Source organism: Pseudomonas sp. FG98 (assembly GCF_057808595.1).
This window is the reverse complement of sequence record NZ_JBMDIJ010000001.1, coordinates 116358-143278: the sequence shown is the minus strand read 5'-3', so window position 1 is coordinate 143278 and position 26921 is coordinate 116358. Positions and strand designations below refer to the sequence as shown.

The following is a 26921-nucleotide window of genomic DNA, read 5'->3' as shown; positions in this document are numbered from 1 at the left end:
CAGCCATTTCGCCGCATTACTTAGGAATTTTCCTATATTCCCGCTGCTGACCGAGGTTCAGGATCTCCACGGAATCACTTCCATGGACATCCCCTCGGTCAGCGGCCAGCCTTTCTTCCGGTCCGGCGCCCAGGTGGATTCCCCAATCCACATGCGGCCCGGCGCTGATGTTCGCGATGGGTGCGTAGTTGCAGGGAGCACTGCATGCCCGTCCAATCCGATCTGCGCTTTACCTTCAGCGCGGGCAACGATGAATTTGAAGTCGTCGAATTCCGCCTGCGCGAAGGCCTGTCCGAAACCTTCCGTCTCGACATCGACCTGAGCTGCACCAACCCCGCCGTCGACTTCGGCGAAATCCTCGACCGTCCGGCGCTGTTCACCCTCTGGCAAGGCGAACAGCCGGTGCGCTACGTGCACGGCTCGGTCAGCTCGTTCCAGCAGGGCGACACCGGCTTTCGCTGCACCCGCTACCACGCCGTGGTCGAGCCGCGCCTGGCGCGGATGAAGCTGTCCTCGGACTGGCGCATCTTCCAGACCCTCAACGTCCCCGACATCGCCACCGCGATGCTGAAGAAACACGCCCTCACCCTCGACTACGAGCAGCGTGTCACCAACCCCCACGAGACGAGAGAATATTGCACGCAGGCAGGGGAATCCGATTACGGATTTCTGGAGCGGATCATGAGAGAAGAAGGTTTCTTCTACGGCTTCCGGCACAGCGCCGAAGGCCACCGCCTGATCCACTGCGACCGCCTGTGGATCTTCGGCAAGCAGCCTGGCCTGCCGGTGGAATACAACGCCAAGCCCGGCGGCGACCGCCCGGGTCCGGCGCTGCATCGCTTCATCTACACCGAGAATGTGCGTACCGCCCGCCAGGTGCAGCGCGACTACAGCTTCAAGAATCCCAAGTACAACCAGCAGACCCGGCGCGAAGCCAGCGACCTGCAGCACCAGAACCGCAACTACGAGCGCTACGACTATCCCGGCCGCTACAAGGGCGAAGCTGGCGAGGCCTTCACCCGCGACCGCCTGCGAGGACTGCGTGGTGATGCCTGTCAGGTCATCGCCGAAGGGGACGATGCGCGACTGGTGCCGGGCATCTGCTTCGACCTGATCGGCCACCCCCGTGAAGACCTCAACCGCGGCTGGCGCCCGACCCATCTGGAGCACCACGGCAAGCAATACACCAGCCTCGCCGAAGACAGCGCCGACGCGCGCCAGGGCATCCACTACAACTGCATTGCCACCCTGGTCCCGGACGACACCGAATGGCGTCCTGAAGCCTTGCCCAAACCGCGCATCGACGGCCCGCAGCCGGCCAGGGTAGTGGGCCCGCCGGGCGAGGAGATCTACTGCGACGAATATGGCCGGGTGAAGGTGCAGTTCCCCTGGGACCGGGAAGGCAAGGAAGACGAGCACAGTTCCTGCTGGGTCCGCGTATCGCAGAACATCGCCGGGGCGCTGTGGGGGCATATGGCGATACCGCGCATTGGTCAGGAAGTAATAGTGGGCGCAATGGACGGAGATCCGGACCAACCGATCATCATCGGCCGGTGCTATAGCGCCTTGCAGCGTCCGCCCTACGAACTGCCCCGGCACAAGACCCGGATGACCATCAAGAGCCAGAGCCACAAGGGCGATGGTTTCAACGAGCTGCGCTTCGAGGACGAGGGAGGCCAGGAAGAGGTGTTCATCCACGCGCAGCGGGACCAGAACAACGTCGTCAAGCACGACGAAACCACCTTCGTCGGTCACGACCGCAGCGAGCAGGTGGAGAACGACGAAACCCTCACCATCGGCCACGACCGCAAGGACACCGTGGGCAACGACGAAACACTGCTCATCGGGCGCAACCGGCGGCAGCGGATCGGCGAGGACGATGAGCTGGTGATCGATCGCAATCACAGCATCAGCATCGCCGGTGACCGAACCGAAGTGGTCGGCATTGACCGCCATGACACAACGACCGCCGATCACTACATCGAGATCGGTGGTCACCTGCACCAGCAGGTGCAAGGCGACGTCATCCTGCACGCGAGCCAGCGCATCGTGCATCACACCCGGACCTATGAAATCAGCACGGCCGACACCGTGGTCATCAAAGCCCCCGGCGGCACGCTGCGCATCGATGCCGCGGGCATCACCCTGGATGGCATCGCCCTCACGCTCAAGGGCCCCATGAACAAGCCGCCAGGCGGCAGTGGCAACAGCCTGTCGCAGGCCAGCGAGGTGCTGGAAGGCGAGCAGGACACCTGCGAAAGGAAAGTCAAATGAGCATCGAGTCTGTCACCTACTTCCTCGAGAAGTACCGCAAGCCGGATGACTACCTTTATCTGCTGCTGGACGGCCTGGCCGAATGTGCCCCGGAGCACCCGCTCAGCGTGCGGTCCCTGACCCAGTCGCTCGGCAATGCTGCGGTCACCCGCGTCCTGCGCCCGGACCTCGCCCACACTCCCGAGGTCTGTCCCGCGCTGGTGCAACTGGCCAAACCCGGTGAAGCACCGGCGCTGCACCATCTCGAATTTAGCGCCGAGCGTTCATCGAAAGACCTTGGCTATCACAAGCGTTATGTCTGCGGCTGGCTGCTCAGCCCGCAACCACTCGAGGTCATCGCCGAGCAGATCGCGGCCGACTGCCACACCACGGCGACCGAGAGCGGACGCCCCTCGCCCTGGTTCGAGCCACTGAGGCTGGAGCTGTTGTGCTATACGGCGGTCAGCGAGATAAGCTGGCTGCTGTGCCCCATCCGCTACTGGTTGTTACCGCTCAGTTGGGGGACTTATACCGTGGTAGACGGCACCGACAAACCGGTCGAGGTGGTCATGCCGGCGGCGGCCCGGCAAGCCCAGTACTGGGTGCCGCTGATCAACAACTTCCTCGGCATCTGGCAGCACCTCCAGCAGCGCCCTGTCGGCTTCGCCCCATGGCGCTGGGCCGGCAAAACCATCCTCCCACCCAACGCAGCACTGCATGCGCTGAACCTGATTCGTGCTGCGCATGGACTCGGTCTGTGTAATCAGCGCGACGTCATCGCGCTGTGCCTGCACCAGGTGTTCATCCACCCGCTGCTGTGGCGACACCCGGAAATCCAGGCGCTCGTCACCAAGGCCGGATCAGGTGCCCTGGACCTGCAAAGCCACTTCGCCAGCCACTACGACGAAGCCCTGTGGAAACGCACGTACATCGACCTGCCCAGCGCGAAGGACTATTCATGACCACCAGCTTCAGTGTCATCTCCGACATTGCCACCGGCGAAGCCTGCCCGGTTCCCAGCGACATCTGTCCCACCTGCCAGCGCAGCGGCCTGCCCATTCTGCCCCTGCGCGCCGCCTATGCCCCGGAGCCCTGGGAGACCCAGTTGCGGCCATTGCCCAAGATCCCCGAGGTCAAGGCCGTCAACATGCGCTTCGATCAACCGCGCATCCTGCGCCAGGGCTACCTCTACGTGCTGCTCGACCGGCGCGAATGGCAGGCCTACGAGATCTCGCCCGAAGGGGCGCTGAGCCAGTTCCGCCCGTACCAGATGCCGCGCGAGGAGCCTCGCCCGCTGTGCGAGGCCTGCATTCGCGAAGATCACGATATTCCCGCCGCCTTCATCAACATCGACACCCGCAAGTACTCCACCGCCTGGCTGGCCATCGCCAACGATCCCTGGCCCGAGGCGGTGCTGGATGCCTACAAGCATGGCGGCGTGGTCGACGGCGTGAACCTCAACGAACGCTTCCACCGACTCGACCTCAAGGCCGCCCGCGATGAGCCTGCCAGCGTCGGTATCGCCATGAGCGAAAGCGACCCGCAGCTGCACCAGGTGCTCGAGTACGCGCAAAACATCCCCGGCGATTTCCGCAGCGTGCATGGCTTCTACGGTCGCCAGCACCGCTTGCGCGCCCTCAAGGGGCATCTGCGCACCGTGATCCAGGAACAGGAGCTGCCCAACGGCGTACTGGCCCTGGTGCTGCCCGACCCCATCGGCGTGGTCCAGGAGCTCAATGCCCAGCATCTGCTCCGCCACCAGGCCATGCTGCAATGGTGTGCCGAACCGCAGCGCAGCTTCGAGCACTTCACTTCCCAGGCCTTGCTCGCGATTCGTGGGCATCAGTTCGAAATGGCGAGACTCAAGGCGAAGAAGCGCGCGGAAGACGCAGTCAAGTGGCGACAGGAGCAAAACAAAAATCCGGTGCTCAATCCGAACCTGCCCAAGCTCAATGTCGAGGCGGAAACCGAACGTGTGGCTTCGATGTGGCAAGCGAAGGCCAGCAAGCGCCTGGAAGAACGCTACGACGAGCAGGCCCGTGCAGACTTTGAGGCGGACTTCCAGCACACCCTCGCCGGCTGGCAACAGGTCATCAACGACGTTGCCGAAGACTATGAGCGCTACTACCAGGACGCGGCCTATCAGCGCGCGGCCCTGCATGACTACAGCATCACCGACGAGCGCTCGACCGAGCTGTTCACCCGCATGTTGGCGACCTGCCTGTCCGGTGGCGCGACCGAACGTAGCGGGGACGGTCCACTGGGCCCTACCTTGCGCCTGTGGAAAACCCTGCTGGAGAACGAGGACAGTCTGCTGCACCGTGCCCTGACCGCGGGGGTCAGGCCGCTGTTCGGAGAACTGCATAGCGCTCTCGTCGGTGACGAGCGCACCCGGGTCTACCACGCCATCAAGACCTTCATCACCACCCAGGAAGCCAAGAACCTGATGACCGGGCCCGTACAGGATGCCATCGGGCAACTGCTGGCCGCGGCGGCGACGGCCAGCAGTCGTCTTGGTGACCAACTGTCGGACAAAACCCGGGCACTGCTCGGGCACCTGCACCGCGAAAACCTGCTGCGCTACTACGGGGTGGCGGTCACGCGGATCACCGTTCCCCTCAAGGTGGGCGAGTACCTCTCGCTGCTCAACGAAGTGCTGCAGGAAAGCACCGATCGCTACCTGACCCGGCTCGACCAGCAGTTCCGCAAGCCGGCCCAGCGCAAGGTGCGTGCCATGCTGCTGAGCAACACCCTGTCGGCGGCCGTGCCGGGCACCCCTGGCAAGCTGGTCCAAGTCACGTTCTGGACCCTGGAAAACGCCGAGGCCCTGAAGGCCCGGCTGGACAAGCTCGGCACCGGGGTCAGCGACGGCATTGGCGATGCCTTGCGCAGTGTCACTATCGGTGCCGAAGCAGTCCAAGGGGCCATGGACAACCTGGCGCGCAAGGTGACCCTCAATGCCGAGGGCTCCGTCCAGCTGGTGCGGGAATCGATGCACAGCATGCGCAACGCCGCTGTTGCCGGCGTACCAGGCGCCAGCGCCATGGGGCTGGGCCTGATCAGCCTGTGGTTCCAGCAGGACAGCCTGCGCCGAAGCTATGCCAGCCTGCTCGATACCGTGGGGGACAAGTATCCCGAAGCCGTGGCAGCGGTCATGTCGGCATCGATTGGCGTGATGGGGGCAAGTGTCGAGGTGGTCGGTGGGGTGATTCAGATGGTGCGGCCAGATCTGACCATACCGACGCGGACTGTCGGACAGACAGTTGGGGTGGGAGCACGGATCGTCCAGTACGGTGGGGCGCTGGTGGCGTTGGCAAGTGCGTTGGAGGGGTTGCAGTATGCGTTTGCGGCGGTTCGCTCAAAAGCCTCTGGTGACCGAGGGGCAAGTGTTAAATATTCACTAGCGACTGCTTCGGCTGCAGGTTCAGCAGTGCTCGGGGTTTGGGGGGCCTTGGCTCCAGCCGCATTTGCACTAATTCCACTTGCCGCGGCCGTACTGCTAGGTCTTGTTGCATTCGGCTTGGCAGTGTGGGCAAAAAGACAAGAGTCACAGCCCTTGGAGCTCTGGGCGCGCCACTCCCGCTGGGGCCTTCCAACCGAATACCGCCGTTGGACGACCCCAGAGGACGTCGATGCCGCAATTGGCGTCTTGAACGCAGCGCTGCTGGGCTTGACTGCGGAGGTAGGAATGGTTGTTAAGGCTGAGCCGACAGGTGGAGTTCCCATCGGTGATGCAGTTCCTGCCGGGCTCTTTCTGGACTACAAACTCGTCCTGCCTGGGTATAAGGCTGGTTTATCAGGTTACGAATGGGCGTTGCAGGTATACCGGCCAAACCAGGCTTTGGGAGAAACCATCGCGAGTGGTCGTAGTGATGGAGTGAATGGTCCGTTGCCGTCTCCCTCTGCGTGGAAGAGGCCTGGATATCACCCTGAAACTACAGCTCCTGTCATTACCCTCATTGCCCAAGCCCTAGAGATTCGTGGGTCTATCAGCTTCTTTGGTCATCTTGAGGTTCAAGCTTTTAAGCTTGAGGTGTCTTATTGGCCTGACGAGAGTGACAAGTCAGGATTTGCCCGGCTCATCATCAAAGAGGACAAGATCAAGGCCCAAGCAAGGCTGGAGGCCATATGAGAAGACCTAGACTCACCCCGCCTTGTCCTGGCTGGCAAGAAGATTTACCTACTCCTGATGAAAAGCCAGCTGTGACTCCAGCACTTGGGTTCGATACACCTAATCATCAAGATGACGCTTTTCTGGAACTACCGCGCGCCTCGGCACTTGTCAGAGGAGTAGTGATATGGTTCGCGCCCGTCATGAGCATCCTCTTAATCGGATTGTTGTGGTTCATCGTTTCAGACTGGCGTGTATTGGAGCTTGAAGAATGGATCATGTTGATCACGGCTGTGGTAATTACAATCTGGTCACTCGTGTTTTGCGTGAAAGTTGATATAACTCCTCCCCGAGACTTACCACTGCGTTTCAACCGAGCTCGCCAACGTCTCTACGCCTACAACTTCAAATTCCGCTGGTGGAACCCTTTCGAGGAGTGGCGGGTAGTACCCGTTGCTTATGACTGGTCACAGGTTCGAGCGGAACGCTGGAGAAGAACCCACTTCACCGCCCAGGGCGGCGCCATCATCCAGTTCGGTGTCGAACTGTCCATCGTCAAACCCGGTACCAACCAAGTCATCGACCGCTTCCCCCTGACCGCCATGGGCGCCGACGCGCACGCCTGGGCCTACGTCTGCACCTATATGCAACAAGGCCCCGATGCACTGCCGCCCCCAGGGCCGCCCTGGGACCATAACGATGTCCTGTGGTGCAACATCGCGATGCTGCTGGCACCGAAGGTCGAGTGGCCTGCCGATATGGACTTGGAATCTAGGACCGCGCCATGAGCAGGATGAAAGCGCCCAAGCTCATACCGCCTTGTCCCGGCTGGAAAGAGGACCTGCCCGGTCCCTACGAATTACCAGTCGTTTCCCCGGACCTCGGGCTTGATACGCCTAATCATCAAGATGATGTTTTTCTGGAATTGCCTCGGGCATCGGCTCTTGTTAGAGGGGTGGTGATATGGTTCGTGCCTCCCTCAGCCATATCTCTTTTCATATCGTCATGGCTTTATCTATTCGCCGAGCGAACGCTGGTGATCGAAGAGTGGCTCATTCTTATATCCACTTCACTCATTGGGATTTGGTTAACCGTATTTTTCTGGAAATTCGATGTATCTCCTCCCCGCGATCTACCTCTCCGTTTTAATCGAGCTCGCCAACGCCTGTACGCCTACAACTTCAAATACCGCTGGTGGAATCCCTTCGAAGAATGGCGGGTAGTACCCGTTGCCTACGACTGGTCACAGGTCCGAGCCGAACGCTGGAGAAGAACCCACTTCACTGCTCAGGGCGGGGCCATCATCCAATTCGGTGTCGAACTGTCCATCGTCAAACCCGGCACCAACCAAGTCATCGACCGCTTCCCCCTGACTGCCATGGGTGCCGACGCGCACGCTTGGGCTTACGTCTGCACCTACATGCAACAAGGCCCCGACGCGCTGCCGCCCCCAGGGCCGCCCTGGGACCATAACGATGTGCTGTGGTGCAACGTCGCCATGCTGCTGGCGCCGAAGGTTGAGTGGCCTGCCGATATGGACTTGGAATCGAGGACCGCGCCCCGAACAATATGAGAAAACCTAAGCTAGCGCCTCCATGCCTTGGTTGGCAGGAGGATTTGCCTACACCCAATGAGGTGCCGGCTGTCAGCCCAGCACTCGGGCTCGATACACCTAACCATCAGGACGATACTTTTCTGGAACTTCCACGTGCTTCGGCACTTGTTAGGGGAGTTGTGATCTGGTTCGTACCGATCATGAGTATCCTTCTCTCGGTCATGTGGTTACTTTTCTTGTCAGGCTGGCGCAACCTCAGTTTTGAAGAGTGGATGATGCTTGTTTTCTCTATCCCCTTCGGAGTGTGGTCAGTTCTGTTTTTCTGGAAGTTCGATGTAGCCCCTCCTCGCGATTTACCACTCCGCTTCAACCGCGCCCGCCAACGCCTCTATGCCTACAACTTCAAATACCGCTGGTGGAATCCCTTCGAGGAGTGGCGGGTAGTACCGGTGGCCTACGACTGGTCACAGGTCCGAGCCGAACGCTGGAGACGAACCCACTTCACCGCCCAAGGCGGCGCCATCATCCAGTTCGGCGTCGAACTGTCCATCGTCAAACCCGGCACCAATCAAGTCATCGACCGCTTCCCCCTGACCGCCATGGGCGCCGACGCGCACGCTTGGGCCTACGTCTGCACCTACATGCAACAAGGCCCCGACGCACTGCCGCCCCTAGGCCCGCCCTGGGACCACAACGATGTGCTGTGGTGCAACATCGCCATGCTGCTGGCGCCGAAGGTCGAGTGGCCTACTGATATGGATCTCGAATCAACGACAGCACCATGACCAGCGCAACCCCCACCAACCGCCTTCGCCCCTAAAGCATCTTCTCCAACCCCACCGCCTTGGCAATCCACGCATTGAACCGCCGCCACAACCCTCCAGGCTCAGTGGTCAGCACATGCGGCTGACCATTGTCCTCGGTCACCCACACCAGCTTGCCGTCGCGCAGTTCCACCTGGTACGCCACCGCTGGCGCCATACCCTGGATCGCCAGGTCGCGGGTGTATTGGGCCAGTTCCGGGCTGTCCACCAGCACGCCGACTTCGGTGTTCCACAGCACCGAGCGCGGGTCGAAGTTGAATGAGCCAATAAAGGTCTTCTGCCGGTCGAAGACGATGGCCTTGCTGTGCAGGCTGGAGTCCGATGCGCCGCTGAAGCGGTATCGCGGCTGGTTGTGGTCGCCGGGCTGGCGGCGCAGTTCGAAGAGTTTCACGCCGTGTTCCAGCAGCGCCCGGCGATAGGGCGCGTAGCCGCCGTGGACCACCGGTACGTCGGTGGCTTCCAGGGCATTGGTCAGCAGGTCGACCCGGACCCCGGCGTCGGCGCGGCTGGTGAGATACAGCAGGCCTTCTTCGCGGGGCACGAAGTAGGCGGAGATCAGGATCAGTTCCTTGCGCACGCCGTTCAGCTCCGGCGCCAGTTGCCGGGTCATCAGCAGTTGCGGGTCGGGTTCGTCGTCGGCCAGCACCTTGCTCGGTGCGTCCCACAGGGCCTGGCCGTGGGCCCAGATCAGTTCGTTGCGCCACACGTCCAGGCGCGGTTCGGTCTGGTAGGCCATCAGCCGCTCGTACAGGGCCGTGCGTTGGCTGCGAGCCTCGGCCAGGTACTGTTCCAGACGCTGGCGGCTGGCGCGCAGGTCGTCGGCGTCCGGCTGGCTGTAGAGGAAGTCGCCGATGGGTTTGCTCAGGGCGCTGTTCCAGTATTGGTCGAAGCTGTGCCCCAGTTGTTCGGCCACCGGGCCGACGCCGAGCAGGTCGATGTCGGTGAAGTTCAGGTTGGGTTCGGCATCGAAGTAGGCGTCGCCGATATTGCGTCCGCCGACGATGGCCATGCTGTTGTCCACCAGCCACAGCTTGTTGTGCATGCGCCGGTGCTGGCGCGACAGGTTGAACAGGCGGCCCATGGTCCGCGTGACGCCGGTGGCGCGCCCCAGTTGCAGCGGGTTGAAAACGCGGATCTGGATGTTCGGATGGGCGGCGAGGGTGCCGATCAGGCCGTCCTGGCCATCGCTGGCGGTGTCGTCGAGAAGGATCCGCACCCGCACGCCGCGGTCGGCCGCTGCCAGCAGTTCGTGGACCAGTGCCCGGGTGCTGAGGCCGTCGGCGACGATGTAGTACTGCAGATCGATGCTGCTTTGCGCGTTGCGGATCAGCTCGGCGCGAGCGCGGAACGCTTCGTTGCTGTTGGGCAGCAGGCGGAACCCGGAGCGCCCCTCGTAGGCCTCGGCCTGGCGCTGCACCGAGCGGCCGAAGGCAGACTGGCTGGCGGGGATCGCCTGGGTCACGTCGCGGGGCACGCTGACGCTGGCGCAGCCAGACAGGGCCAGCAACAGGGTGAGCAGGACGGGCAGGAGCCGATGGCGGGTCAAGGGTGGATTCCGTGGTCGCAGGGCAGTTGAACTGTAGACCGCGTGCAACAGGCAAAGGTTACCCGTGCTTCGCTTCCTCGCCCAGCAGACGAATGGCGTTCTCCCCGACCGTGCGCACCGCCGCCTCGATGGTCGGGGTCGGCCGTGCCGCGTAGTTCATGCGCAGGCAGTTACGGTGCTTGCCCGAGGCGGAAAAGATGCTGCCCATGGCGATCTGTACGCCCTGTTCGAGCAGCAGGCGATTCAGTTTCAGGGTGTCGCACTCTTCCGGCAATTCGACCCACAGCAGGAAACTGCCCTGGGGCCGGCTGACCCGGGTGCCGGCGGGGAAGTAGCGGGTCACCCAGTCGATCATCTGGTCGCGACTGCGCTGATACTGGCTGCGCATCCGCCGCAGGTGCGGCTGGTAATGGCCGGCCTCGATGAAGTCGGCGATCGCCAGCTGCGGCTGGGTCGCGGTACTGCCGGTGCTGATGTACTTCATGTGCAGGACCCGCTCCAGGTAACGGCCAGGCGCCACCCAGCCGATGCGCAGGCCGGGGGCGAGGGTCTTGGAGAAGGAACTGCACAGCAGCACCCGTCCGTCGTCGTCGAAGGACTTGATCGTCCGTGGTCGTGGGTAGGTGTAGGCCAGGTCGCCATACACATCGTCCTCGAGGATCGCCACGTCGAAGCGTTGGGCCAGGCTGAGCAGGGCCCGCTTGCGCGCCTCCGGCATGATGTAGCCGAGCGGGTTGTTGCAGCTCGGGGTCACCTGGATCAGCTTGATCGGCCACTGTTCAAGGGCCAGTTCCAGGGCTTCGAGGCTGATGCCGGTGAGCGGATCGGTGGGGATCTCCATGGCCTTCATGCCCAGGCCCTTGAGGGTCTGCATGGCGCCGTGGAAGCTTGGCGAGTCCACCGCGACGATGTCCCCAGGCTCGCACACGGCGCGGATGCTCGCCGAGAGCGCTTCGTGACAGCCGGTGGTGATCACGAGGTCGGCGGCGTCGACGCTGCAACCGGAGTCGAGCATCAGCCGCGCGACCTGCTCGCGCAGGGCCTGGGTGCCGCTGATGGTGTCGTAGTACAGGCCGGGCATGTCCTGCCGCCGGCTGAGCTGGGCGAGGCTGCGCAGCAGCGGTTTCAGGGTCGGGCTGTTGACGTCGGGCATGCCCCGGCCGAGCTGGACGATGTCCTTGCGCGGCACGCTGCGCACCAGCTCCACCACATGCTCCCACTGAGAGATATCCACAGGCCGCTGTGCTGGCCGACCCACCGCAGGCAAGGCGGGCAGGGTGCGGTTCTGCGGGACGAAATAGCCGGATTTCGGCCGCGGCGCCACCAGGCCGTTGTCTTCCAGCAGGCGGTAGGCCTGCTGCACCGTGCTCAGGCTGACCCCATGCTCCAGACTCAGGGCACGCACCGACGGCAGGCGGTCGCCCGGACGATACAGCCCCTGCTCGATGCGGGCGCCGAGCAGCTCGGCGAGATTGACATAGAGGGTCATGGGGCGTACTCCGGAAAAAGCTGTAGGAAATAACCAGTACAGATTTCGGAAAAATACAGCATTCAGAGAGGAAATAGCGAAATCTGTATGAAGAAAATTCCGAGCGGTTGAATCTGTAACGGATTTTTCCTTGCGCGCATGCTTTCTCCACGGTTTACCAACCCTGGAGGAACACGCAATGAACGGGCTGAGCGATGTGCGCTTGAAACTGTATGGCAGCGAACTGGAGCGGGCTCAGCGCGAAGCCAAGCTGCGCGCGCCACGGTTCATGGGCACCTTGCGCTTGTGGGTGCATCGCTGGGAAACACGGCGGGCACTGCTGGAGCTGACGCCCGCGCAGCTGAAGGACATTGGCCTGAGCCGTGGTGATGCGGTAGAGGAAGGGCTCAAGCCGTTCTGGAGAGACTGAAGTCTTTTGCTGCTGATGGCCTCATCGCTGGCAAGCCAGCTCCCACAGGTTTCTGTGTCGGGCCTGGATCATGCGGTTGGCCCAAAACCCTGTGGGAGCCGGCATTGCCGGCGATGAGGCCACCAGCAACACCATGAACGTTGAAGAACTCAAACCAGCTCCTTCAACCGATGCCACAACATCCCCAACGCCAGCAGCGGCGAGCGCAAATGCTTGCCGCCGGGGAAGGTGATGTGCGGCACCTTGGCGAACAGGTCGAAGCGCCCGCTCTGCTGGCCACTGATCGCCTCGCCGAGCAGACGCCCGGCCAGATGCGTGGCGTTCAGGCCATGCCCGGCATAGGCCTGGGCGTAATACACATTGGGCTGCTCGCGCAGGCGGCCGATCTGCGGCAGGCGGTTGGCGCCGATGCCGATCATCCCGCCCCACTGGAAGTCGACGCGCACATCGGCCAGTTGCGGGAACACCTTGAGCATCTTCGGCCGCATGTAGGCGCCAATGTCCTGCGGGTCGCGCCCCGAGTAGTGGCAGGCGCCACCGAACAGCAGGCGGCGGTCGGCGGAGAGGCGGAAGTAATCCACCGTCACCCGCTGGTCGCACACCGCCATGTTCTGCGGCAGCAGTTGTCGCGCCCGCTCCTCGTCCAGCGGCTCGGTGGCGATGATGTAGCTGCCGGCCGGGAGGATCTTGCCGCCCAGTTCGCGATTCAGGTCATTGAGGTAGGCATTGCAGGCCAGCACCAGGGTGTTGGCGCGGACGCTGCCTTGCCCGGTATGCACCCTGACTTCCGTCCCGTAGTCGATGCGGGTGACCGCCGAGTGTTCGAAAATCCGCACGCCCAGCCCGCTGGCCACGGCCGCCTCGCCGAGCGCAAGATTGAGCGGGTGCAGGTGACCGGAGCCCATGTCGACCAGGCCGCCAGCGTACTGCTTCGAGCCGATCACCGTGTGCATCTGCTCCGGCGGCACCAAGCGCAATTCGTGGCGATAGCCAAGGGCGCGCAGGGCTTCGGCGTCTTCGGCGAAGCCTTCGAATTCCCGCGGCTTGTTGGCCAGGTCGCAGTAGCCCCAGGTCAGGTCGCAGGCGATGTTGTGGCGTTCGACCCGCTGGCGGACGATCTCCACCGCTTCCAGGCCCATCAGTTTCATCTGCTTCACGCCATCGGAGCCGATGACCGGCTCGAACTGCTCGAGGCCGTGACCGACGCCGCGAATCAGTTGCCCGCCATTGCGCCCGCTGGCGCCCCAGCCGACCTTGCGTGCTTCCAGCAGGATCACGCTGAAACCGCGTTCGGCCAGTTCGATGGCGGTGTTCAGCCCGGAGTAGCCGCCGCCGACCACACAGACGTCGCAGCGGTGCTCGCCGTCCAGCCGCGGGTAATCCGGCTGTGGGACGCTGCTGGCGGCGTAGTAGGAAGCGGTGTGCATGGGCGTCGTCCTGGAGTCAGTGTCTGGGCAAGGCGGGCAGCATAGGCGGTGCTTTCGGGGCTAGGCAACCGTCAGGCAAAATGGCAGCTTTCTTCTTCCGCGCGGTTCCACGTCATGGCCTGCAACAGTCACAAAATCCGATTTCTGCGTGAGCAGATTCCGTCGTTCGAGTGCGTGCCGGGCTGTCATGACTGCTGCGGGCCGGTGACCACCTCGGCCGAGGAAATGGCCCGGCTGCCGCGCAAGAGTGCCGAGGAGCAGGAGGCGGCGCTGAACGAGCTGAACTGTGTGCACCTCGGGCCGCAGGGTTGCACGGTGTATGAGGAGCGGCCGTTGATCTGCCGTTTGTTCGGCACCACGCCGCGGTTACCGTGCCCGCGGGGGCGGGGGCCGGAGGAGATGATCGATCCGGGGGCGGAGCGGTTGGTGCATCAGTTTATTGCTACTACCCGGCAAGTTCTGGTGTAGCGGCTGAGGGCCTCATCGTCGGCAACGCCGACTCCCACAAGGGGCGTGGCAGGCCAGTACCCTGTGGGAGCCGGCGTTGCCGGCGATGAGGCTCTCATGATCACCGCCAATCTCAATCCGGAATCGGCAGGTTCAAGCTCTCCTTCACCTCTTCCATCACGATATAGCTCTTCGATTCCCGCACATGGGGCAGCTTGAGCAGGATGTCGCCGAGCAGCTTGCGGTACGAGGCCATCTCGGAAATCCGCGCCTTCACCAGGTAGTCGAAGTCCCCCGATACCAGGTGGCACTCCAGCACGTGCGGCAGCTTGAGCACTGCCCGGCGGAACTCCTCGAAGGTATCCCCCGACTTGTAGTCCAGGCTGATTTCGACGAACACCAGCAGGCTGCCTTTCAGGTGCTGCGGATTGAGCCGGGCGTTGTAGCCCATGATGATGCCTTCGCGTTCCAGGCGGCGGACCCGCTCGGTGCAGGGGGTGGTCGACAGGCCGACCTTTTCGCCCAGTTCGGTGAAGGAAATACGCCCGTCGCTTTGCAGGATGCGGAGGATGTTGCGGTCGATCTTGTCCAGCTCGCGCTTGCTCTGGTGCTGGGTTCTCATAGTGGATGCCCCTTTGTAAAAGCCGACTTTGCCGAGAATTCTCGCCAAATATAGGTTTTTATATAGTGAAATGCACTGCCTCGAGTTTTTTACACTGCGCGCATTCATGCCATTCACAAGATTTGTGGCGGTGCGCCGCCTCGAGGGATAACAACATGCGCGTTCTGGTACTCGGTAGCGGTGTGATCGGAACCGCCAGTGCCTACTATCTGGCCCGGCAAGGTTTCGAAGTCGTGGTGGTCGATCGCCAGCCGGCGGTGGCCATGGAAACCAGTTTCGCCAACGCCGGCCAGGTGTCGCCGGGTTATGCCTCGCCCTGGGCCGCTCCGGGCGTGCCGCTGAAAGCCATCAAGTGGCTGCTGCAGCGTCACGCACCGCTGGCGATCAAGGCCACTGGCGACGTCGACCAGTACCTGTGGATGGCGCAGATGCTGCGCAACTGCACCGCCAACCGCTATGCGGTGAACAAGGAGCGCATGGTCCGCCTGTCCGAATACAGCCGCGACTGCCTCGACGAACTGCGCGCCGAAACCGGCATCGCCTACGAAGGCCGCACCCTCGGCACCACCCAGTTGTTCCGCACGCAAGCCCAGGTCGACAACGCCGCCAAGGACATCGCCGTCCTCGAACAGGCCGGCGTGCCTTACGAACTGCTCGACCGCGAAGGCATCGCCCGGGTCGAGCCGGCCCTGGCCAATGTCTCCGATATCCTTGCCGGTGCGCTGCGCCTGCCCAACGACCAGACCGGCGACTGCCAGCTGTTCACCACCCGCCTGGCGCAGATGGCGGTCAAGCTGGGCGTCGAGTTCCGTTTCGGTCAGAACATCCAGCGCCTCGACTTCGCCGGTGACCGCATCAACGGCGTGTGGATCGACGGCAAGCTGGAAACCGCCGACCGCTACGTGCTGGCCCTGGGCAGCTACTCCCCGCAACTGCTCAAGCCGCTGGGCATCAAGGCCCCGGTGTACCCGCTCAAGGGTTACTCGCTGACCGTACCGATCACCAACCCGGACATGGCACCAACCTCGACCATTCTCGACGAGACCTACAAGGTCGCCATCACCCGTTTCGACAACCGCATCCGCGTTGGCGGCATGGCGGAAATCGCCGGTTTTGACCTGTCGCTGAACCCGCGTCGGCGCGAAACGCTGGAGATGATCGTCAACGATCTTTATCCTCTCGGCGGCAATCTGCGCGAGGCCGAGTTCTGGACCGGCCTGCGTCCGACCACGCCGGATGGCACGCCGATCGTCGGCGCGACGCCGTTCCGCAATCTGTTCCTCAATACTGGTCATGGCACCCTCGGCTGGACCATGGCGTGCGGCTCCGGCCGTCTGCTGGCCGACCTGATGGCGCGGAAGAAACCGCAGATCAGCGCCGAGGGCCTCGACATTTCCCGTTATGGACACACTCAGGAGACCGCCAAGCATGGCAATCCAGCGCCAGCTCACCAATGACCGCATGAGCCAGATCGTCGCCCACAACGGCACCGTCTATCTGGCGGGCCAGGTCGGCAACGACATGAACGCCGGGATCGAACAGCAGACCCGGGAAACGCTGGGCAATATCGAGCGCCTGCTGGACCTGGCCGGGACCGACAAGACCCGCCTGCTGTCGGTGACCATCTACCTGAAGGACATCGATGCCGATTTCCAGGGCATGAACGCGGTCTGGGACAAGTGGCTGCCCAAGGGCGTCGCCCCGGCCCGGGCTACCGTGCAGAGCAAGCTCTGCGAGCCGGAAATCCTCGTTGAAATGTCGGTGGTCGCCGCGCTTTCGTAAACCTCCTCTCTTCACCCGCTGTTCTGGTCTTCAGGCAGCGGGCCTTTTTATCCACAACCAGACTGCCAGAAGGCTGCCGTCATGCGTCCTGCCCGTGCCCTGATCGACCTCCAGGCCCTGCGCCACAACTACCGCTTCGCCCGCCAACTGACCGGGGCCCGCGCCTTGGCAGTGATCAAGGCCGACGCCTACGGCCATGGCGCGGTGCGCTGTGCCCTGGCCCTGGAGGCGGAAGCCGACGGTTTCGCCGTGGCCTGCATCGAGGAAGCGCTGGCGCTGCGCGAGGTGGGGATCAAGGCCCCGGTGTTGCTGCTCGAAGGCTTCTTCGAGGCCAGTGAACTGGAACTGATCGTCAAGCACGACTTCTGGTGCGTGGTGCATTCGACCTGGCAACTGGAAGCGATCGAGAAAGCCAGCCTGGCCAAACCGATCCAGGTCTGGCTGAAGATGGACACCGGCATGCACCGGGTCGGCCTGCATCCGCGTGACTACCAGGCGGCGTACCAGCGCCTGCAGGCCAGCGGCAAGGTGGCGAAGATCGTCCTGATGAGCCACTTCGCCCGGGCCGACGAGCTGGACAGCCAGGCCAGCAACGAGCAGGTCGCGGTGTTCGAGGCGGCACGCCAGGGCCTCAAGGCCGAGGTCAGCCTGCGCAACTCGCCGGCCGTGCTGGGCTGGCCGCAGATCCCCAGTGACTGGGTGCGCCCGGGCATCATGCTGTACGGCGCCACGCCCTTCGAGACCGAGCAGCCCGAAGCTGCCCGCCTGCAACCGGTGATGACCCTGGAATCGAAAGTCATCAGCGTGCGCGAACTGCCGGCGGGCGAGCCGGTGGGTTACGGCGCGCGCTTCGTCAGCCCGCGTCCGACCCGGGTCGGCGTGGTCGCCATGGGCTACGCCGACGGCTATCCGCGCCACGCCCCGACCGGCACGCCGGTACTGGTGGCGGGCAAGCGCAGCCAACTGATCGGCCGGGTGTCGATGGACATGCTGTGCATCGACCTCACCGACGTTCCCGAAGCCGGGCTCGGCAGCACCGTAGAGCTATGGGGCAAGAACATCCTGGCCAGCGACGTGGCGACCCAGGCCGGCAGCATTCCCTACCAGATCTTTTGCAACCTGCGTCGGGCGCCTTTGGTCTATACCGGAGAGTGAGCGCCATCGCTGACGAGCTGCGGGTCGAAGTGTTGTAAATACTGAACGCTGTTGCGATGATGGCGCACATTTCGACCCCATTTCGTTTCGTCAGGAGGCTCCAGCATTGGACGTCGGTGAACGACTACAAGCCATTCGCAAGATCAAGGGCCTCTCCCAGCGGGAGCTGGCCAAGCGCGCGGGTGTCACCAACAGCACCATCTCGATGATCGAGAAGAACAGCGTCAGCCCGTCGATCAGCTCGCTGCGCAAGGTGTTGAGCGGAATCCCGATGTCGATGATGGAGTTCTTTTCCGAAGACCTGTTGCCGGAGAACCCGACGCAGATCGTCTACAAGGCCCACGAACTGATCGACATTTCGGACGGCGAAGTGACCATGAAGCTGGTCGGCAACGGCCATCCGAGCCGGGCCATCGCCTTCCTCAACGAGATCTACCCGCCGGGCGCCGATACCGGCGAAGAAATGCTCACCCATGATGGCGAAGAGACCGGCATCCTCCTCGAAGGCAAGCTCGAACTGGTGGTCGGTTTGGAAACCTTCATCCTCGAGGCTGGCGACAGCTACTATTTCGAAAGCACCAAGCCACACCGTTTTCGTAATCCCTACGATAAGCCGGCCCGGCTTATCAGCGCAGCCACCCCGGCGAACTTCTGACAGAGAGGGTGGCGCGGCTGATTGTCGCGGATAAACCCCTTTATTTAATGTGGTTGTTCCGGTGAGTCAGGGTTCCCGCTATACTTGCGCCGCCTGCGAAAACCGTGGCCGCGGGCGTGACTAGCCACCATGAGGGTGTACGTGTGAATCCAATCAGAATGATGCTGGCCATACCAGCAACCGTAGTGGCCCTTTGGGCAGTCAGTGCCCAGGCTACGACCAATGACGAGATCGCCAAGCGACTGGAGCCGGTCGGCCAGGTCTGCGTCCAGGGGCAGGAATGCAAGGGCATGGAAGTCGCGGCCAGCGCGGCCGGTGGCGGCGCCAAGACCCCTGATGAAATCATCGCCAAGCACTGCAACGCCTGCCACGGTGCCGGCCTGCTGGGTGCGCCGAAGATCGGCGACACCGCGGCCTGGAAAGAGCGCGCCGACCACCAGGGTGGTCTGGACGGCATCCTCGCCAAGGCCATTACCGGCATCAACGCCATGCCGCCAAAAGGCACCTGCGCCGACTGCTCGGATGACGACCTGAAAGGCGCCATCAAGAAGATGTCCGGCCTGTAAGCCCTGCGAATACCGCAGCGAAGCCCGCCTTGTGCGGGCTTCGTCGTTTTTGCCCGTTGTGCAGTAATTCGCACGGTGCCCCGGTCCAAGCTGTACTCAAGGGACCTCACGGGGAGGCGACGGCGTGCACAGTTATTCGATAGACGCAGCGGTGGACCAGGTGCTGGCGCGCCTGCCGGCCCACATCCACCTGGGCCTGCCTTTGGGCCTGGGCAAGCCCAACCGGTTCGTCAACGCCCTGTATGCGCGGGTACGCGAGCTGCCCGAGCGGCGGCTGACCATCTACACCGCGCTGTCCCTGGGCCGGCCCGACCTGGGCGATGGCCTGCAGCGACGCTTTCTCGAACCCTTCGTCGAACGGGTGTTCGCCGATTATCCCGAACTGGACTACCTGGCCGACCTGCGCGCCAGTCGTTTGCCGGCGAACATCCGCGTCGAACAGTTCTTCATGCAGCCCGGCAGCCTGCTGCACAGCCCGCAGGCGCAGCAGGACTACGTCAGCAGCAACTACAGCCACGCCGCCCGCGATATCAATGCCAAGGGCCTGAACCTGATCGCGCAGATCGTCGCCGAGGATGGCGAGCGCCCGGGTCACCTGAGCCTGAGCTGCAACCCCGACATCACCCTCGACCTGCTGCCGATGATCGAGCGCCGCCGCGCGGCGGGCGAGACCATTCTCCTGCTCGGCCAGGTGCACGCCGAATTGCCGTACATGCCCGGCAGTTCCGAGCTCAGGCGCGAGGACTTCGACCTGCTGATCGACGCCCCCGAGCGTACCCGGCTGTTTTCTACGCCGAACATGCCGGTCGGCACCCAGGACCACTTCATCGGCGTGCATGCCAGCACCCTGGTGCGCGACGGCGGCACCCTGCAGATCGGCATTGGCGCCATGGGCGATGCACTGACAGCGGCGCTGCTGGCGCGGCAGGCGGATAGCGAAGGCTATCAGGCACTGCTCGGCGATCTCGACCTGTCGCCGTGGCACCGGCTGATAGAGCGGGAGGGCGGGGTGACACCCTTCGCCGAGGGGCTTTACGGCTGCAGCGAGATGCTGGTCAACGGTCTGCTGGTGTTGCTGGACGCGGGCATCCTCCGTAGAGCAGTGCCGGCGGACGGTGAAGAAGACGTGCTGGTGCACGGCGGTTTCTTCCTCGGACCGCAGGCGTTCTACCAGCGGCTACGCGAAATGCCGTTGGCGAGCCGACGGCGCATCGACATGAGCGCCATCAGCTTCATCAACGAGCTGTATGGCCAGGAGGCGCTCAAGCGTGAGCAGCGCCGCGATGCGCGCTTCATCAACACGGTGTTCACCATGACCCTGATGGGCGCCGGGGTGGCCGACCAGCTGGAGGACGGCCGGGTGCTCAGTGGCGTCGGCGGGCAGTACAACTTCGTCGCTCAGGCCCATGCCCTGGAAGGGGCGCGTTCGATCCTGCTCCTGCGTTCGTGGCGCGAGGCGGGCGGAGAGGTGAGTTCCAACATCGTCTGGGACTACGGGCATTGCACCATTCCTCGGCACCTGCGCGATGTAGTGGTGACCGAGTACGGCATCGCCGACCTGCGCGGACAGACCGATGCCGAGGTCATTGCCCGGTTGCTGGCGATCAGCGACTCGCGCTTCCAGCCGCACTTGCAGGCCCAGGCGCAGAAGGCCGGCAAGCTGGCGGCGGATTTCCAGCTGGATCCGCGTTACACCGACAACACACCGCAGCGCCTGAAGGCCATCCGCCAGCGGCATGGCCGGCTGTTTCCGGAGTATCCGCTGGGGTGTGATTTCACCCCTGAGGAGCGCGACCTGTTGCGCGCGCTCAACTGGCTGAAGAGCAAGTTCAAGCTGAGCGAGGTGCTGGAACTGGGCAAGGCGGCGCTGGATGCACCACCGGCGGAAGAGTGGCCGGCGCAGTTGGCGCGGATGGGGCTGGAGAATCCGGAGGGGCTGAAGGAGGAGTTGTATCAGCGGTTGTTGTTGGCGGGGTTGCAGGCCACCGGGCGGGATGGGTGACTGTCTCCCGGGCCTCATCGCCGGCAACGCCGGCTCCCACAAGTTCCAGGCCAGCCACATGATCCAGGCCTGACACAGAAACCTGTGGGAGCCGGCGTTGCCGGCGATGAGGCCCTGAAGAGCACCACAAAAACCTCATATTCATATTTCTTAAAGGTATTTAAATAATTTTTCTTATGCCTTTATAGTCGGTCCCCTGCGTACCCGCCGACCAATCGGCGCGCCGCACGAACACGAACGAACACGGCGAACCCGTGAGTTTCTTGATCGATGCGCGCCAACCGATTGTGCGCGCTCTGCGTGGGAGCAACATCATGCCAGCGGCCTCTAACGCCTTGTCGGCCAACGACAGCGCACTGCAGCAATCCTTCGATATCCGGCCTTTCGACGGCGCTGTCGGCGCCGAGATCATCGGTCTGGACCTGTCCCGACCAGTCAACGGCGAGGACTTCGCCAAGATCCATCGCGCCCACCTCGACCACCATGTCCTGGTCTTCCGCGACCAGCGCATCACCCCCGAACAACAGATCGCTTTCAGCCGCCGCTTCGGCGTGCTGCAGATCCATGTGCTCAAGCAGTTCCTGCTGGCCAACCACCCGGAAATCCTCATCGTTTCCAACATCGTCGAGAACGGCCAGAACGTCGGCCTGGGCGATGCCGGCAAATTCTGGCACTCGGACCTGTCGTACAAGGAACTGCCGAGCCTGGGTTCGATGCTGCATGCCCAGGAGCTGCCCAGCGAAGGCGGCGACACTCTGTTCGCCGATATGCACAAGGCCTGGGAAGGCCTGCCTGAAGCCCTGCGCAAGGCCGTCGAAGGCCGCCAGGCGGCGCATTCCTACACCGCGCGCTACAGCGAGACCAAGTTCGAAGGCAACTGGCGCCCGACCCTGACCGCCGAGCAACTGGCGCAGGTCGCCGAGGTGATCCACCCGGTGGTCCGCACCCACCCGGAAAACGGGCGCAAGGCGCTGTTCGTCAGTGAAGGCTTCACCACCCGCATCGTCGGCCTGCCCGACGACGAAAGCCGGCAGATCCTCGCCGAGCTGTACGCCCACAGCGTGCTGGAGCAGAACATCTACCGCCATCAGTGGCAGCCCCACGACCTGGTGTTCTGGGACAACCGCTCGCTGATCCACCTTGCCACCGGCTGCCCGGCGCACCTGCGTCGCAAGCTGTACCGCACCACCATCCAGGGCGATGCCCCGTTCTGATCCGTCGAGGAATTCATCATGCGCAAATCATTCAGCCGCCTCGCGGCCAGCATCGGCCTGGGCGCCAGCCTGATCGCCGGTAGCCTGGTGGCACCGACCGCGGCCCAGGCCGAGGGCGAAATCCGCATCGCCGAGCAGTTCGGCATCGTCTACCTGCTGCTCAACGTCGTCCGCGACCAGGGCCTGATCGAGAAGCACGGCAAGGAGCAGGGCATCGATATCAAGGTGGACTGGACCCAGTTGTCCGGCGGTGCCGCGACCAACGACGCGCTGCTGTCCGGCTCGGTGGACATCGTCGGTGCCGGTGTCGGCCCGCTGCTGACCATCTGGGATCGCACCTACGGCCGGCAGAACGTCAAGGCCGTGGCCTCCCTCGGCAACTTCCCGTACTACCTGCTGAGCAGCAACCCGAACGTGAAAACCATCGCCGACATCAGCGAGAAGGACCGCATCGCCCTGCCGGCGGTGGGCGTCTCGGTGCAGTCGCGCTTCCTGCAATATGCCGCTGCCCAGCAGTGGGGCGACAAGGACTTCAACCGCCTCGACAAGTACACCCTGGCCGTCCCCCATCCGGACGCCACCGCCGCGCTGATCGCCGGCGGTACCGAGCTCAATGGCCACTTCTCCAACCCGCCGTTCCAGGAGCAGGCGCTGGCCAACAAGGACGTGCACGTGGTCCTCGACACCTACGAGCTGCTCGGCCCCAACTCGCCGACCGTGCTGTTCACCACCGAGAAATTCCGCAAGGACAACCCCAAGACCTACAAGGCCTTCGTCGAGGCCCTGGCCGAGGCGGCGGACTTCGCCCAGAACGACAAGGCCGCCGCAGCCGACACCTACATTCGCGTGACCAAGGCCAAGATCAGCCGCGACGAGCTGCTGAAGATCATCGACAACCCCAAGTACGAGTTCACCGTCACCCCGAAGAACACCTACAAGCTGGCCGATTTCCTCTACCGGGTCGGCGCCATCAAGCACAAGCCGGAATCGTGGAAGGACTACTTCTTCCAGGATGAAAAGCCGCTGCAGGGGAGCTGATGTCATGACCGCCCAACTGCAAGGCCACACGGCCAGCAAGCTGAGCCCTGTCGCAACGCCACCGCTGTTGCAGGTGGATAACCTCAGCCTGGAATACCGCACCGCGCAGCGCGTGGTGCGGGCCACCCACCAGGTCAGTTTCGAAGTGGACAAGGGGGATCGCTTCGTCCTCCTCGGGCCGTCCGGTTGTGGCAAGTCGACCTTGCTCAAGGCGGTCGGCGGTTTCATCCAGCCGAGCGAAGGCGCCATCCGCCTGCAAGGCCAGGCGGTCAACGGCCCGGGCCCGGACCGCATCGTGGTGTTCCAGGAGTTCGACCAGTTGCCGCCGTGGAAGACGGTGAAGCAGAACGTCATGTTCCCGCTGCTGGTGTCCGGCACCCTCAAGCGTGCCGAGGCCGAACAGCGGGCCCTGGAGTACCTGGAGAAGGTCGGTCTGGCCGCCTTTGCCGACGCCTATCCGCACACCCTCTCTGGCGGCATGAAGGCACGGGTGTCGATCGCCCGGGCCCTGGCCATGCAGCCGAAGATCCTGCTGATGGACGAGCCCTTCGCCGCCCTCGACGCCCTGACCCGGCGCAAGATGCAGGAAGAGCTGCTGGCGCTGTGGGAAGAGGTGCGCTTCACCCTGCTGTTCGTCACCCACTCCATCGAGGAGGCGCTGGTGGTGGGCAATCGCATCCTGCTGCTGTCGCCACACCCGGGCCGGGTGCGTGCCGAGATCCACAGCCACCAGTACGACCTGCACAGCCTCGGCGGCGCCGACTTCCAGGCCAGTGCCCGGCGTATCCACAGCCTGCTGTTCGAAGACGGCCAGGCGCCGGCTGACGAGGCCGCGCTGGATTTCACCGATATCCGTATCGCCTACTGACCGGGAGCCGTTCATGACCACACCATCCACCCCGCGCCAGGAGTACGAAATCGACCTCAAGCCCTGGGACGGCGTCGCCCTGGAGCGTGAACTGCCGCTGCTCCAGCGCCTGTGGCAGCACAGCTGGCTGCGCAAGAGCGTGATCCTCGTTGTGCTGGCGATCCTCTGGGAAGCCGCTGCGCGCTACCAGGGCAACGACCTGTTGCTGCCGACCTTCCTGCAAACCGCCACGGCGCTGTACGACGGCCTGCTCAGCGGCGAACTGCTGGAGAAGGTCGGCGTATCGCTGGTGGTGCTGCTCAAGGGCTACGCGCTGGGCATCCTGCTGGCCTTCGGCCTGACCAGCCTGGCGGTGTCGACGCAAATCGGCCGCGACCTGCTCGACACCCTGACCTCGATGTTCAACCCGCTGCCGGCGATCGCTCTGCTACCGCTGGCGCTGCTGTGGTTCGGCCTGGGCGAGAACAGCCTGATCTTCGTGCTGGTGCATTCGGTGCTGTGGGCCCTGGCGCTGAACACCTACGCCGGCTTTCTCGGGGTCAACGAAACCCTGCGCATGGCCGGGCGCAACTACGGCCTGCGTGGGCTGCGCCTGGTCCTGCACATCCTGGTGCCGGCGGCGCTGCCGTCGATCCTGTCCGGGCTGAAGATCGGCTGGGCCTTCGCCTGGCGCACGCTGATCGCCGCCGAGCTGGTATTCGGCGCCACCAGCGGCAAGGGCGGGCTGGGCTGGTACATCTTCCAGAACCGTAACGAGCTGTACACCGACAAGGTCTTTGCCGGCCTGGCGGTGGTGATCCTGATCGGCCTGCTGGTGGAGAGCCTGGTGTTCAACGTGCTGGAGCGGGTGACCGTGCGGCGCTGGGGCATGCAGCGCTGAATCAGTCTTCCTGGTAAGCCGCCGCCGCGTTGCTCAAGGTCGTGGAGATCAACTGACGCAACGCCGGCGGCTGTTCCACCACCAGTTCGTCGCCCTGGCTCAGCAGCCACCAGCGCAGGCTCCAGCTGTTGCTGACGGTGGCTTGCAGGCGGTGGCCGTGGTCCAGGTCGGTGAGTTGCATGTCCGGCGACAACGGCGTTTCGCGCATGCGCCGGGCCAGGTTGTCACTGATCCAGGCTTGCAGCTCGATCTTCTCGGCACTGCCGAATTGCAGGGCATCGCTGCGCAGGTAGGCCTGCAGGTCGAAGTCGTCCAGCCCCAGGGCCGGGCTGTCCAGCACGGTCAATTGGCGGAAACGGTGCACGGCGAACTGGCGGATATCGGCGTAGGGCTGCGCCGTGGCGATCAGGTAGGCGACCTGGCCACGCTGGATCAGGGCCAGCGGATTGAGGGTCAGCTCGACGGTGCGATCGTTGTGCGCCGAGTAGTACAGGCTCTGCAACTGATGCTCTTCGAGCAGCGCTTTCTGCACGGTTTCGAGGATGCTGTCGGAGACCTCGGGGGCGCGCATGTTCATTTCCGGGCGCACGCTGGCGACCTTGTCCAGCCAGCGCGCCGCCTTGTTCTCCGCCGACAGGGTTTCCAGCTTCTGCCGGGCATGGGCGAAACGTGCGTCCAGGCCCTTGAGCATGCTGCCGGGCAGCAGCGGGCGTACCGCTTCTTCCACCAGGGCCAGGCTCAGGGCCTCGCTCACGCTCAAGCCACGCAACTCTATGCAGGCATTCGTTGCCCAATACCAACCGAAGGGAATGCTGCGGTCGTTGCGTTCGAGGGGAAAGATCAGCGACAGCTCGTTGAGGTCGCGCTCGATGCTGCGCTTGCTGATGGTGAAACCGGCGTCCTTGAGGCGGCCGACCAGCTCCGCGCTGGTAATGCCGGGCGAGCGGTTGGGCAGCTGGCGCAGCAGTTCCCATTGACGACTGAGGGTGGCGCGGGTGGTGGCGGAGGGCAAAACGGTGGGTCCTTGTCTAGGCTTGCGGCGATAGCAATGAGTCGCCCATAAGATATGGCATTCTGCCATTAGTTCAGTCACCCAAGGGACGAATCGTTGAATTGCCCCGACGAACGTGTTCGCGACAGGTTTTGTCGTGACGCTGCGCAGAATCACCCCTCGACGCCCAGAAGGAAGCCAAGAAGGAGGGCGGTTCCATGAGGATGAACATGTCAGCTGCCAGCAATATCTATTCTCTGCTCGGGCGCCTGTTGCCGGAGCGTGTCGTGCTCGCGCCCGGCCGTGTGCATATGCGGCGTTTGTACAGTGGCGTAGGCATGCCGACGCAGCGCGCGGCGCTGGGGGAGCGCTTCAGCCTGGTCAGCCTGCTGGACGAGGCGCCGGATTTGCAGGCGGTCTACGCCGACCTGCGTGACCAGGCGCTGAGTGGCAGCGTGACGGCCCTCAACGACCTCGGCTGGATCTGGCTGAATGGCCGCTACTGGCGCGCCGATCCGGTACTGGCCGGGCACCTGCTGCGCATGGCGGCGTTGCAGGGCAGTGCCGTGGCCTGGTTCAACCTCGGGCAGCAGTACTACTTCGGCAAGGGCGTGGCGATCGCGTATGCCAGTGCGGCGGAGTACTACCGGCACGCCTTCGAGGCAGGGCTGGCGGAGGCTGCGGCGGCGCTGGGGGATCTGTACGAAGAGGAAGTCTGCGATAGCGACAGCGAACCCAACCCGTGGCAGGTGGACCCGCAACAGGCCTATGAGTGGTTCCTGCGGGGCGCCCAGCGCGGCGATGCACGCTGCCGCTTCGAGGCGGGCTATCGCTTGCTGCATGGGCACCAGGTGCCGGCGGACAGCCGCGCCGGGATCTACTGGCTGGAGCTGGCCGCCGTGGCCGGGGTAATGCAGGCGGCGGAGGAGCTGGCCCTGCATTTCCAGTCGGGCGGGAATGAACTGCGCTATCTGTTCTGGCGCGACCAGGCGATCGGCCTGGGTAGCCCGCTGGCGCTGGCGATGAAGGTCGAGGATCAGTTGCGTCCCTGAAAGCAGCGCCGCACGCGCGGGCCTCATCGCCGGCA

General features: G+C 63.7%; 24 protein-coding genes. 19 read left to right on the top strand and 5 right to left on the bottom strand.

Annotated features, from left to right (window positions below; translation table 11 throughout):
- Positions 1–204: 204 nt before the first annotated feature.
- The 6 genes from ACODSK_RS00655 to ACODSK_RS00630 all read left to right on the top strand — a co-directional run bounded on the left by ACODSK_RS00655 (position 205) and on the right by ACODSK_RS00630 (position 8704).
- Positions 205–2274 carry a type VI secretion system Vgr family protein gene (locus ACODSK_RS00655; protein WP_489013090.1) on the top strand — a complete coding sequence of 690 codons (2070 nt, stop codon included), beginning with the start codon at positions 205–207 and terminating at the stop codon, positions 2272–2274.
- Positions 2271–3215, top strand: a complete 945-nt coding sequence (locus ACODSK_RS00650; RefSeq protein ID WP_489013088.1) for a hypothetical protein — start codon at positions 2271–2273, stop codon at positions 3213–3215. Before ACODSK_RS00655 ends, ACODSK_RS00650 begins: the two co-directional genes overlap by 4 nt.
- Positions 3212–6385 (top strand): T6SS effector BTH_I2691 family protein, encoded by a 3174-nt coding sequence (locus ACODSK_RS00645; protein ID WP_489013087.1) that lies wholly within the window; start codon positions 3212–3214, stop codon positions 6383–6385. Before ACODSK_RS00650 ends, ACODSK_RS00645 begins: the two co-directional genes overlap by 4 nt.
- 182 nt (positions 6386–6567) lie before the next feature.
- On the top strand, positions 6568–7152 hold the full coding sequence (locus tag ACODSK_RS00640; protein ID WP_489013086.1) for a DUF6708 domain-containing protein: 585 nt from the start codon (positions 6568–6570) through the stop codon (positions 7150–7152).
- A complete protein-coding gene (locus ACODSK_RS00635; RefSeq protein WP_489013085.1) occupies positions 7149–7937 on the top strand; it encodes a DUF6708 domain-containing protein in 789 nt (262 codons plus the stop codon). The genes ACODSK_RS00640 and ACODSK_RS00635 overlap by 4 nt, the downstream gene beginning before the upstream one ends.
- A 182-nt stretch (positions 7938–8119) precedes the next feature.
- A complete protein-coding gene (locus ACODSK_RS00630) occupies positions 8120–8704 on the top strand; it encodes a DUF6708 domain-containing protein (protein WP_489013084.1) in 585 nt (194 codons plus the stop codon).
- 31 nt (positions 8705–8735) lie between these two features.
- Here ACODSK_RS00630 and ACODSK_RS00625 read toward each other — a convergent pair whose 3' ends face one another.
- Both ACODSK_RS00625 and ACODSK_RS00620 read right to left on the bottom strand, forming a co-directional pair.
- Complete coding sequence (locus ACODSK_RS00625) at positions 8736–10289, bottom strand: phospholipase D family protein (protein ID WP_489013083.1); 1554 nt, start codon at positions 10287–10289, stop codon at positions 8736–8738.
- A gap of 58 nt (positions 10290–10347) precedes the next feature.
- A complete protein-coding gene (locus tag ACODSK_RS00620) occupies positions 10348–11778 on the bottom strand; it encodes an aminotransferase-like domain-containing protein (protein ID WP_489013082.1) in 1431 nt (476 codons plus the stop codon).
- 178 nt (positions 11779–11956) lie between these two features.
- Between ACODSK_RS00620 and ACODSK_RS00615 the strand changes: the two genes are divergently transcribed.
- Entirely contained in the window at positions 11957–12187 is a 231-nt protein-coding gene (locus ACODSK_RS00615) for a DUF1127 domain-containing protein (protein WP_489013080.1), read from the top strand.
- 149 nt (positions 12188–12336) lie between these two features.
- Here the strand turns inward: ACODSK_RS00615 and ACODSK_RS00610 are convergent, their stop codons facing one another.
- Positions 12337–13614 carry an NAD(P)/FAD-dependent oxidoreductase gene (locus tag ACODSK_RS00610; RefSeq protein ID WP_489013079.1) on the bottom strand — a complete coding sequence of 426 codons (1278 nt, stop codon included), beginning with the start codon at positions 13612–13614 and terminating at the stop codon, positions 12337–12339.
- Between the two features lie 114 nt (positions 13615–13728).
- Between ACODSK_RS00610 and ACODSK_RS00605 the strand changes: the two genes are divergently transcribed.
- Positions 13729–14082, top strand: a complete 354-nt coding sequence (locus ACODSK_RS00605) for a YkgJ family cysteine cluster protein (RefSeq protein WP_489013077.1) — start codon at positions 13729–13731, stop codon at positions 14080–14082.
- Between the two features lie 112 nt (positions 14083–14194).
- On the opposite strand, the gene dadR is transcribed toward ACODSK_RS00605, so the two are convergent.
- Entirely contained in the window at positions 14195–14683 is a 489-nt protein-coding gene (dadR, locus tag ACODSK_RS00600) for a transcriptional regulator DadR (RefSeq protein WP_075805874.1), read from the bottom strand.
- Positions 14684–14838: 155 nt separating this feature from the next.
- Between dadR and dadA the strand changes: the two genes are divergently transcribed.
- From dadA to ACODSK_RS00550, 10 genes are all read left to right on the top strand, one after another.
- Positions 14839–16140, top strand: a complete 1302-nt coding sequence (gene dadA / locus ACODSK_RS00595) for a D-amino acid dehydrogenase (protein ID WP_489013076.1) — start codon at positions 14839–14841, stop codon at positions 16138–16140.
- Positions 16112–16465: a RidA family protein gene (locus ACODSK_RS00590; protein ID WP_489013075.1), complete on the top strand. Its 354-nt coding sequence runs from the start codon at positions 16112–16114 to the stop codon at positions 16463–16465. The genes dadA and ACODSK_RS00590 overlap by 29 nt, the downstream gene beginning before the upstream one ends.
- 81 nt (positions 16466–16546) lie before the next feature.
- Positions 16547–17620: an alanine racemase gene (alr, locus tag ACODSK_RS00585; protein ID WP_489013074.1), complete on the top strand. Its 1074-nt coding sequence runs from the start codon at positions 16547–16549 to the stop codon at positions 17618–17620.
- Between the two features lie 106 nt (positions 17621–17726).
- Entirely contained in the window at positions 17727–18275 is a 549-nt protein-coding gene (locus ACODSK_RS00580; protein ID WP_489013073.1) for a cupin domain-containing protein, read from the top strand.
- 161 nt (positions 18276–18436) lie between these two features.
- Positions 18437–18841, top strand: coding sequence for a c-type cytochrome (locus ACODSK_RS00575; RefSeq protein WP_489013325.1), 405 nt, complete (start codon positions 18437–18439; stop codon positions 18839–18841).
- A 124-nt stretch (positions 18842–18965) separates the two neighbouring features.
- Positions 18966–20843, top strand: coding sequence for an acetyl-CoA hydrolase/transferase C-terminal domain-containing protein (locus tag ACODSK_RS00570; protein WP_489013072.1), 1878 nt, complete (start codon positions 18966–18968; stop codon positions 20841–20843).
- A 314-nt stretch (positions 20844–21157) separates the two neighbouring features.
- Complete coding sequence (locus tag ACODSK_RS00565) at positions 21158–22057, top strand: TauD/TfdA dioxygenase family protein (RefSeq protein WP_489013071.1); 900 nt, start codon at positions 21158–21160, stop codon at positions 22055–22057.
- 18 nt (positions 22058–22075) lie between these two features.
- A complete protein-coding gene (locus tag ACODSK_RS00560) occupies positions 22076–23095 on the top strand; it encodes an ABC transporter substrate-binding protein (protein ID WP_489013070.1) in 1020 nt (339 codons plus the stop codon).
- Positions 23096–23099: 4 nt separating this feature from the next.
- Entirely contained in the window at positions 23100–23963 is an 864-nt protein-coding gene (locus ACODSK_RS00555) for an ABC transporter ATP-binding protein (protein ID WP_489013069.1), read from the top strand.
- Between the two features lie 13 nt (positions 23964–23976).
- Positions 23977–24843: an ABC transporter permease gene (locus ACODSK_RS00550; RefSeq protein ID WP_489013068.1), complete on the top strand. Its 867-nt coding sequence runs from the start codon at positions 23977–23979 to the stop codon at positions 24841–24843.
- Position 24844: 1 nt separating this feature from the next.
- Here ACODSK_RS00550 and ACODSK_RS00545 read toward each other — a convergent pair whose 3' ends face one another.
- The gene (locus ACODSK_RS00545; protein ID WP_489013067.1) at positions 24845–25855 is read right to left on the bottom strand and encodes a helix-turn-helix transcriptional regulator; all 1011 of its coding nucleotides are present in this window, start codon (positions 25853–25855) and stop codon (positions 24845–24847) included.
- 209 nt (positions 25856–26064) lie between these two features.
- Between ACODSK_RS00545 and ACODSK_RS00540 the strand changes: the two genes are divergently transcribed.
- Positions 26065–26886: a tetratricopeptide repeat protein gene (locus tag ACODSK_RS00540; RefSeq protein WP_489013066.1), complete on the top strand. Its 822-nt coding sequence runs from the start codon at positions 26065–26067 to the stop codon at positions 26884–26886.
- Positions 26887–26921: the final 35 nt, after the last annotated feature.

Excerpts from the sequence above, each read along its gene's own strand:
- ACODSK_RS00615 (WP_489013080.1), top strand. The coding sequence starts at position 11,957 with ATGAACGGGCTGAGCGATGTGCGCTTGAAACTGTATGGCAGCGAACTG.
- ACODSK_RS00620 (WP_489013082.1), bottom strand. The coding sequence starts at position 11,778 with ATGACCCTCTATGTCAATCTCGCCGAGCTGCTCGGCGCCCGCATCGAG.
- ACODSK_RS00565 (WP_489013071.1), top strand. The coding sequence starts at position 21,158 with ATGCCAGCGGCCTCTAACGCCTTGTCGGCCAACGACAGCGCACTGCAG.
- ACODSK_RS00645 (WP_489013087.1), top strand. The coding sequence starts at position 3,212 with ATGACCACCAGCTTCAGTGTCATCTCCGACATTGCCACCGGCGAAGCC.
- dadR (WP_075805874.1), bottom strand. The coding sequence starts at position 14,683 with ATGAGAACCCAGCACCAGAGCAAGCGCGAGCTGGACAAGATCGACCGC.
- ACODSK_RS00590 (WP_489013075.1), top strand. The coding sequence starts at position 16,112 with ATGGCAATCCAGCGCCAGCTCACCAATGACCGCATGAGCCAGATCGTC.
- ACODSK_RS00630 (WP_489013084.1), top strand. The coding sequence starts at position 8,120 with ATGAGTATCCTTCTCTCGGTCATGTGGTTACTTTTCTTGTCAGGCTGG.
- dadA (WP_489013076.1), top strand. The coding sequence starts at position 14,839 with ATGCGCGTTCTGGTACTCGGTAGCGGTGTGATCGGAACCGCCAGTGCC.
- ACODSK_RS00540 (WP_489013066.1), top strand. The coding sequence starts at position 26,065 with ATGTCAGCTGCCAGCAATATCTATTCTCTGCTCGGGCGCCTGTTGCCG.
- ACODSK_RS00560 (WP_489013070.1), top strand. The coding sequence starts at position 22,076 with ATGCGCAAATCATTCAGCCGCCTCGCGGCCAGCATCGGCCTGGGCGCC.
- ACODSK_RS00555 (WP_489013069.1), top strand. The coding sequence starts at position 23,100 with ATGACCGCCCAACTGCAAGGCCACACGGCCAGCAAGCTGAGCCCTGTC.
- alr (WP_489013074.1), top strand. The coding sequence starts at position 16,547 with ATGCGTCCTGCCCGTGCCCTGATCGACCTCCAGGCCCTGCGCCACAAC.
- ACODSK_RS00575 (WP_489013325.1), top strand. The coding sequence starts at position 18,437 with ATGCTGGCCATACCAGCAACCGTAGTGGCCCTTTGGGCAGTCAGTGCC.
- ACODSK_RS00610 (WP_489013079.1), bottom strand. The coding sequence starts at position 13,614 with ATGCACACCGCTTCCTACTACGCCGCCAGCAGCGTCCCACAGCCGGAT.
- ACODSK_RS00640 (WP_489013086.1), top strand. The coding sequence starts at position 6,568 with ATGAGCATCCTCTTAATCGGATTGTTGTGGTTCATCGTTTCAGACTGG.
- ACODSK_RS00650 (WP_489013088.1), top strand. The coding sequence starts at position 2,271 with ATGAGCATCGAGTCTGTCACCTACTTCCTCGAGAAGTACCGCAAGCCG.
- ACODSK_RS00635 (WP_489013085.1), top strand. The coding sequence starts at position 7,149 with ATGAGCAGGATGAAAGCGCCCAAGCTCATACCGCCTTGTCCCGGCTGG.
- ACODSK_RS00550 (WP_489013068.1), top strand. The coding sequence starts at position 23,977 with ATGACCACACCATCCACCCCGCGCCAGGAGTACGAAATCGACCTCAAG.
- ACODSK_RS00655 (WP_489013090.1), top strand. The coding sequence starts at position 205 with ATGCCCGTCCAATCCGATCTGCGCTTTACCTTCAGCGCGGGCAACGAT.
- ACODSK_RS00605 (WP_489013077.1), top strand. The coding sequence starts at position 13,729 with ATGGCCTGCAACAGTCACAAAATCCGATTTCTGCGTGAGCAGATTCCG.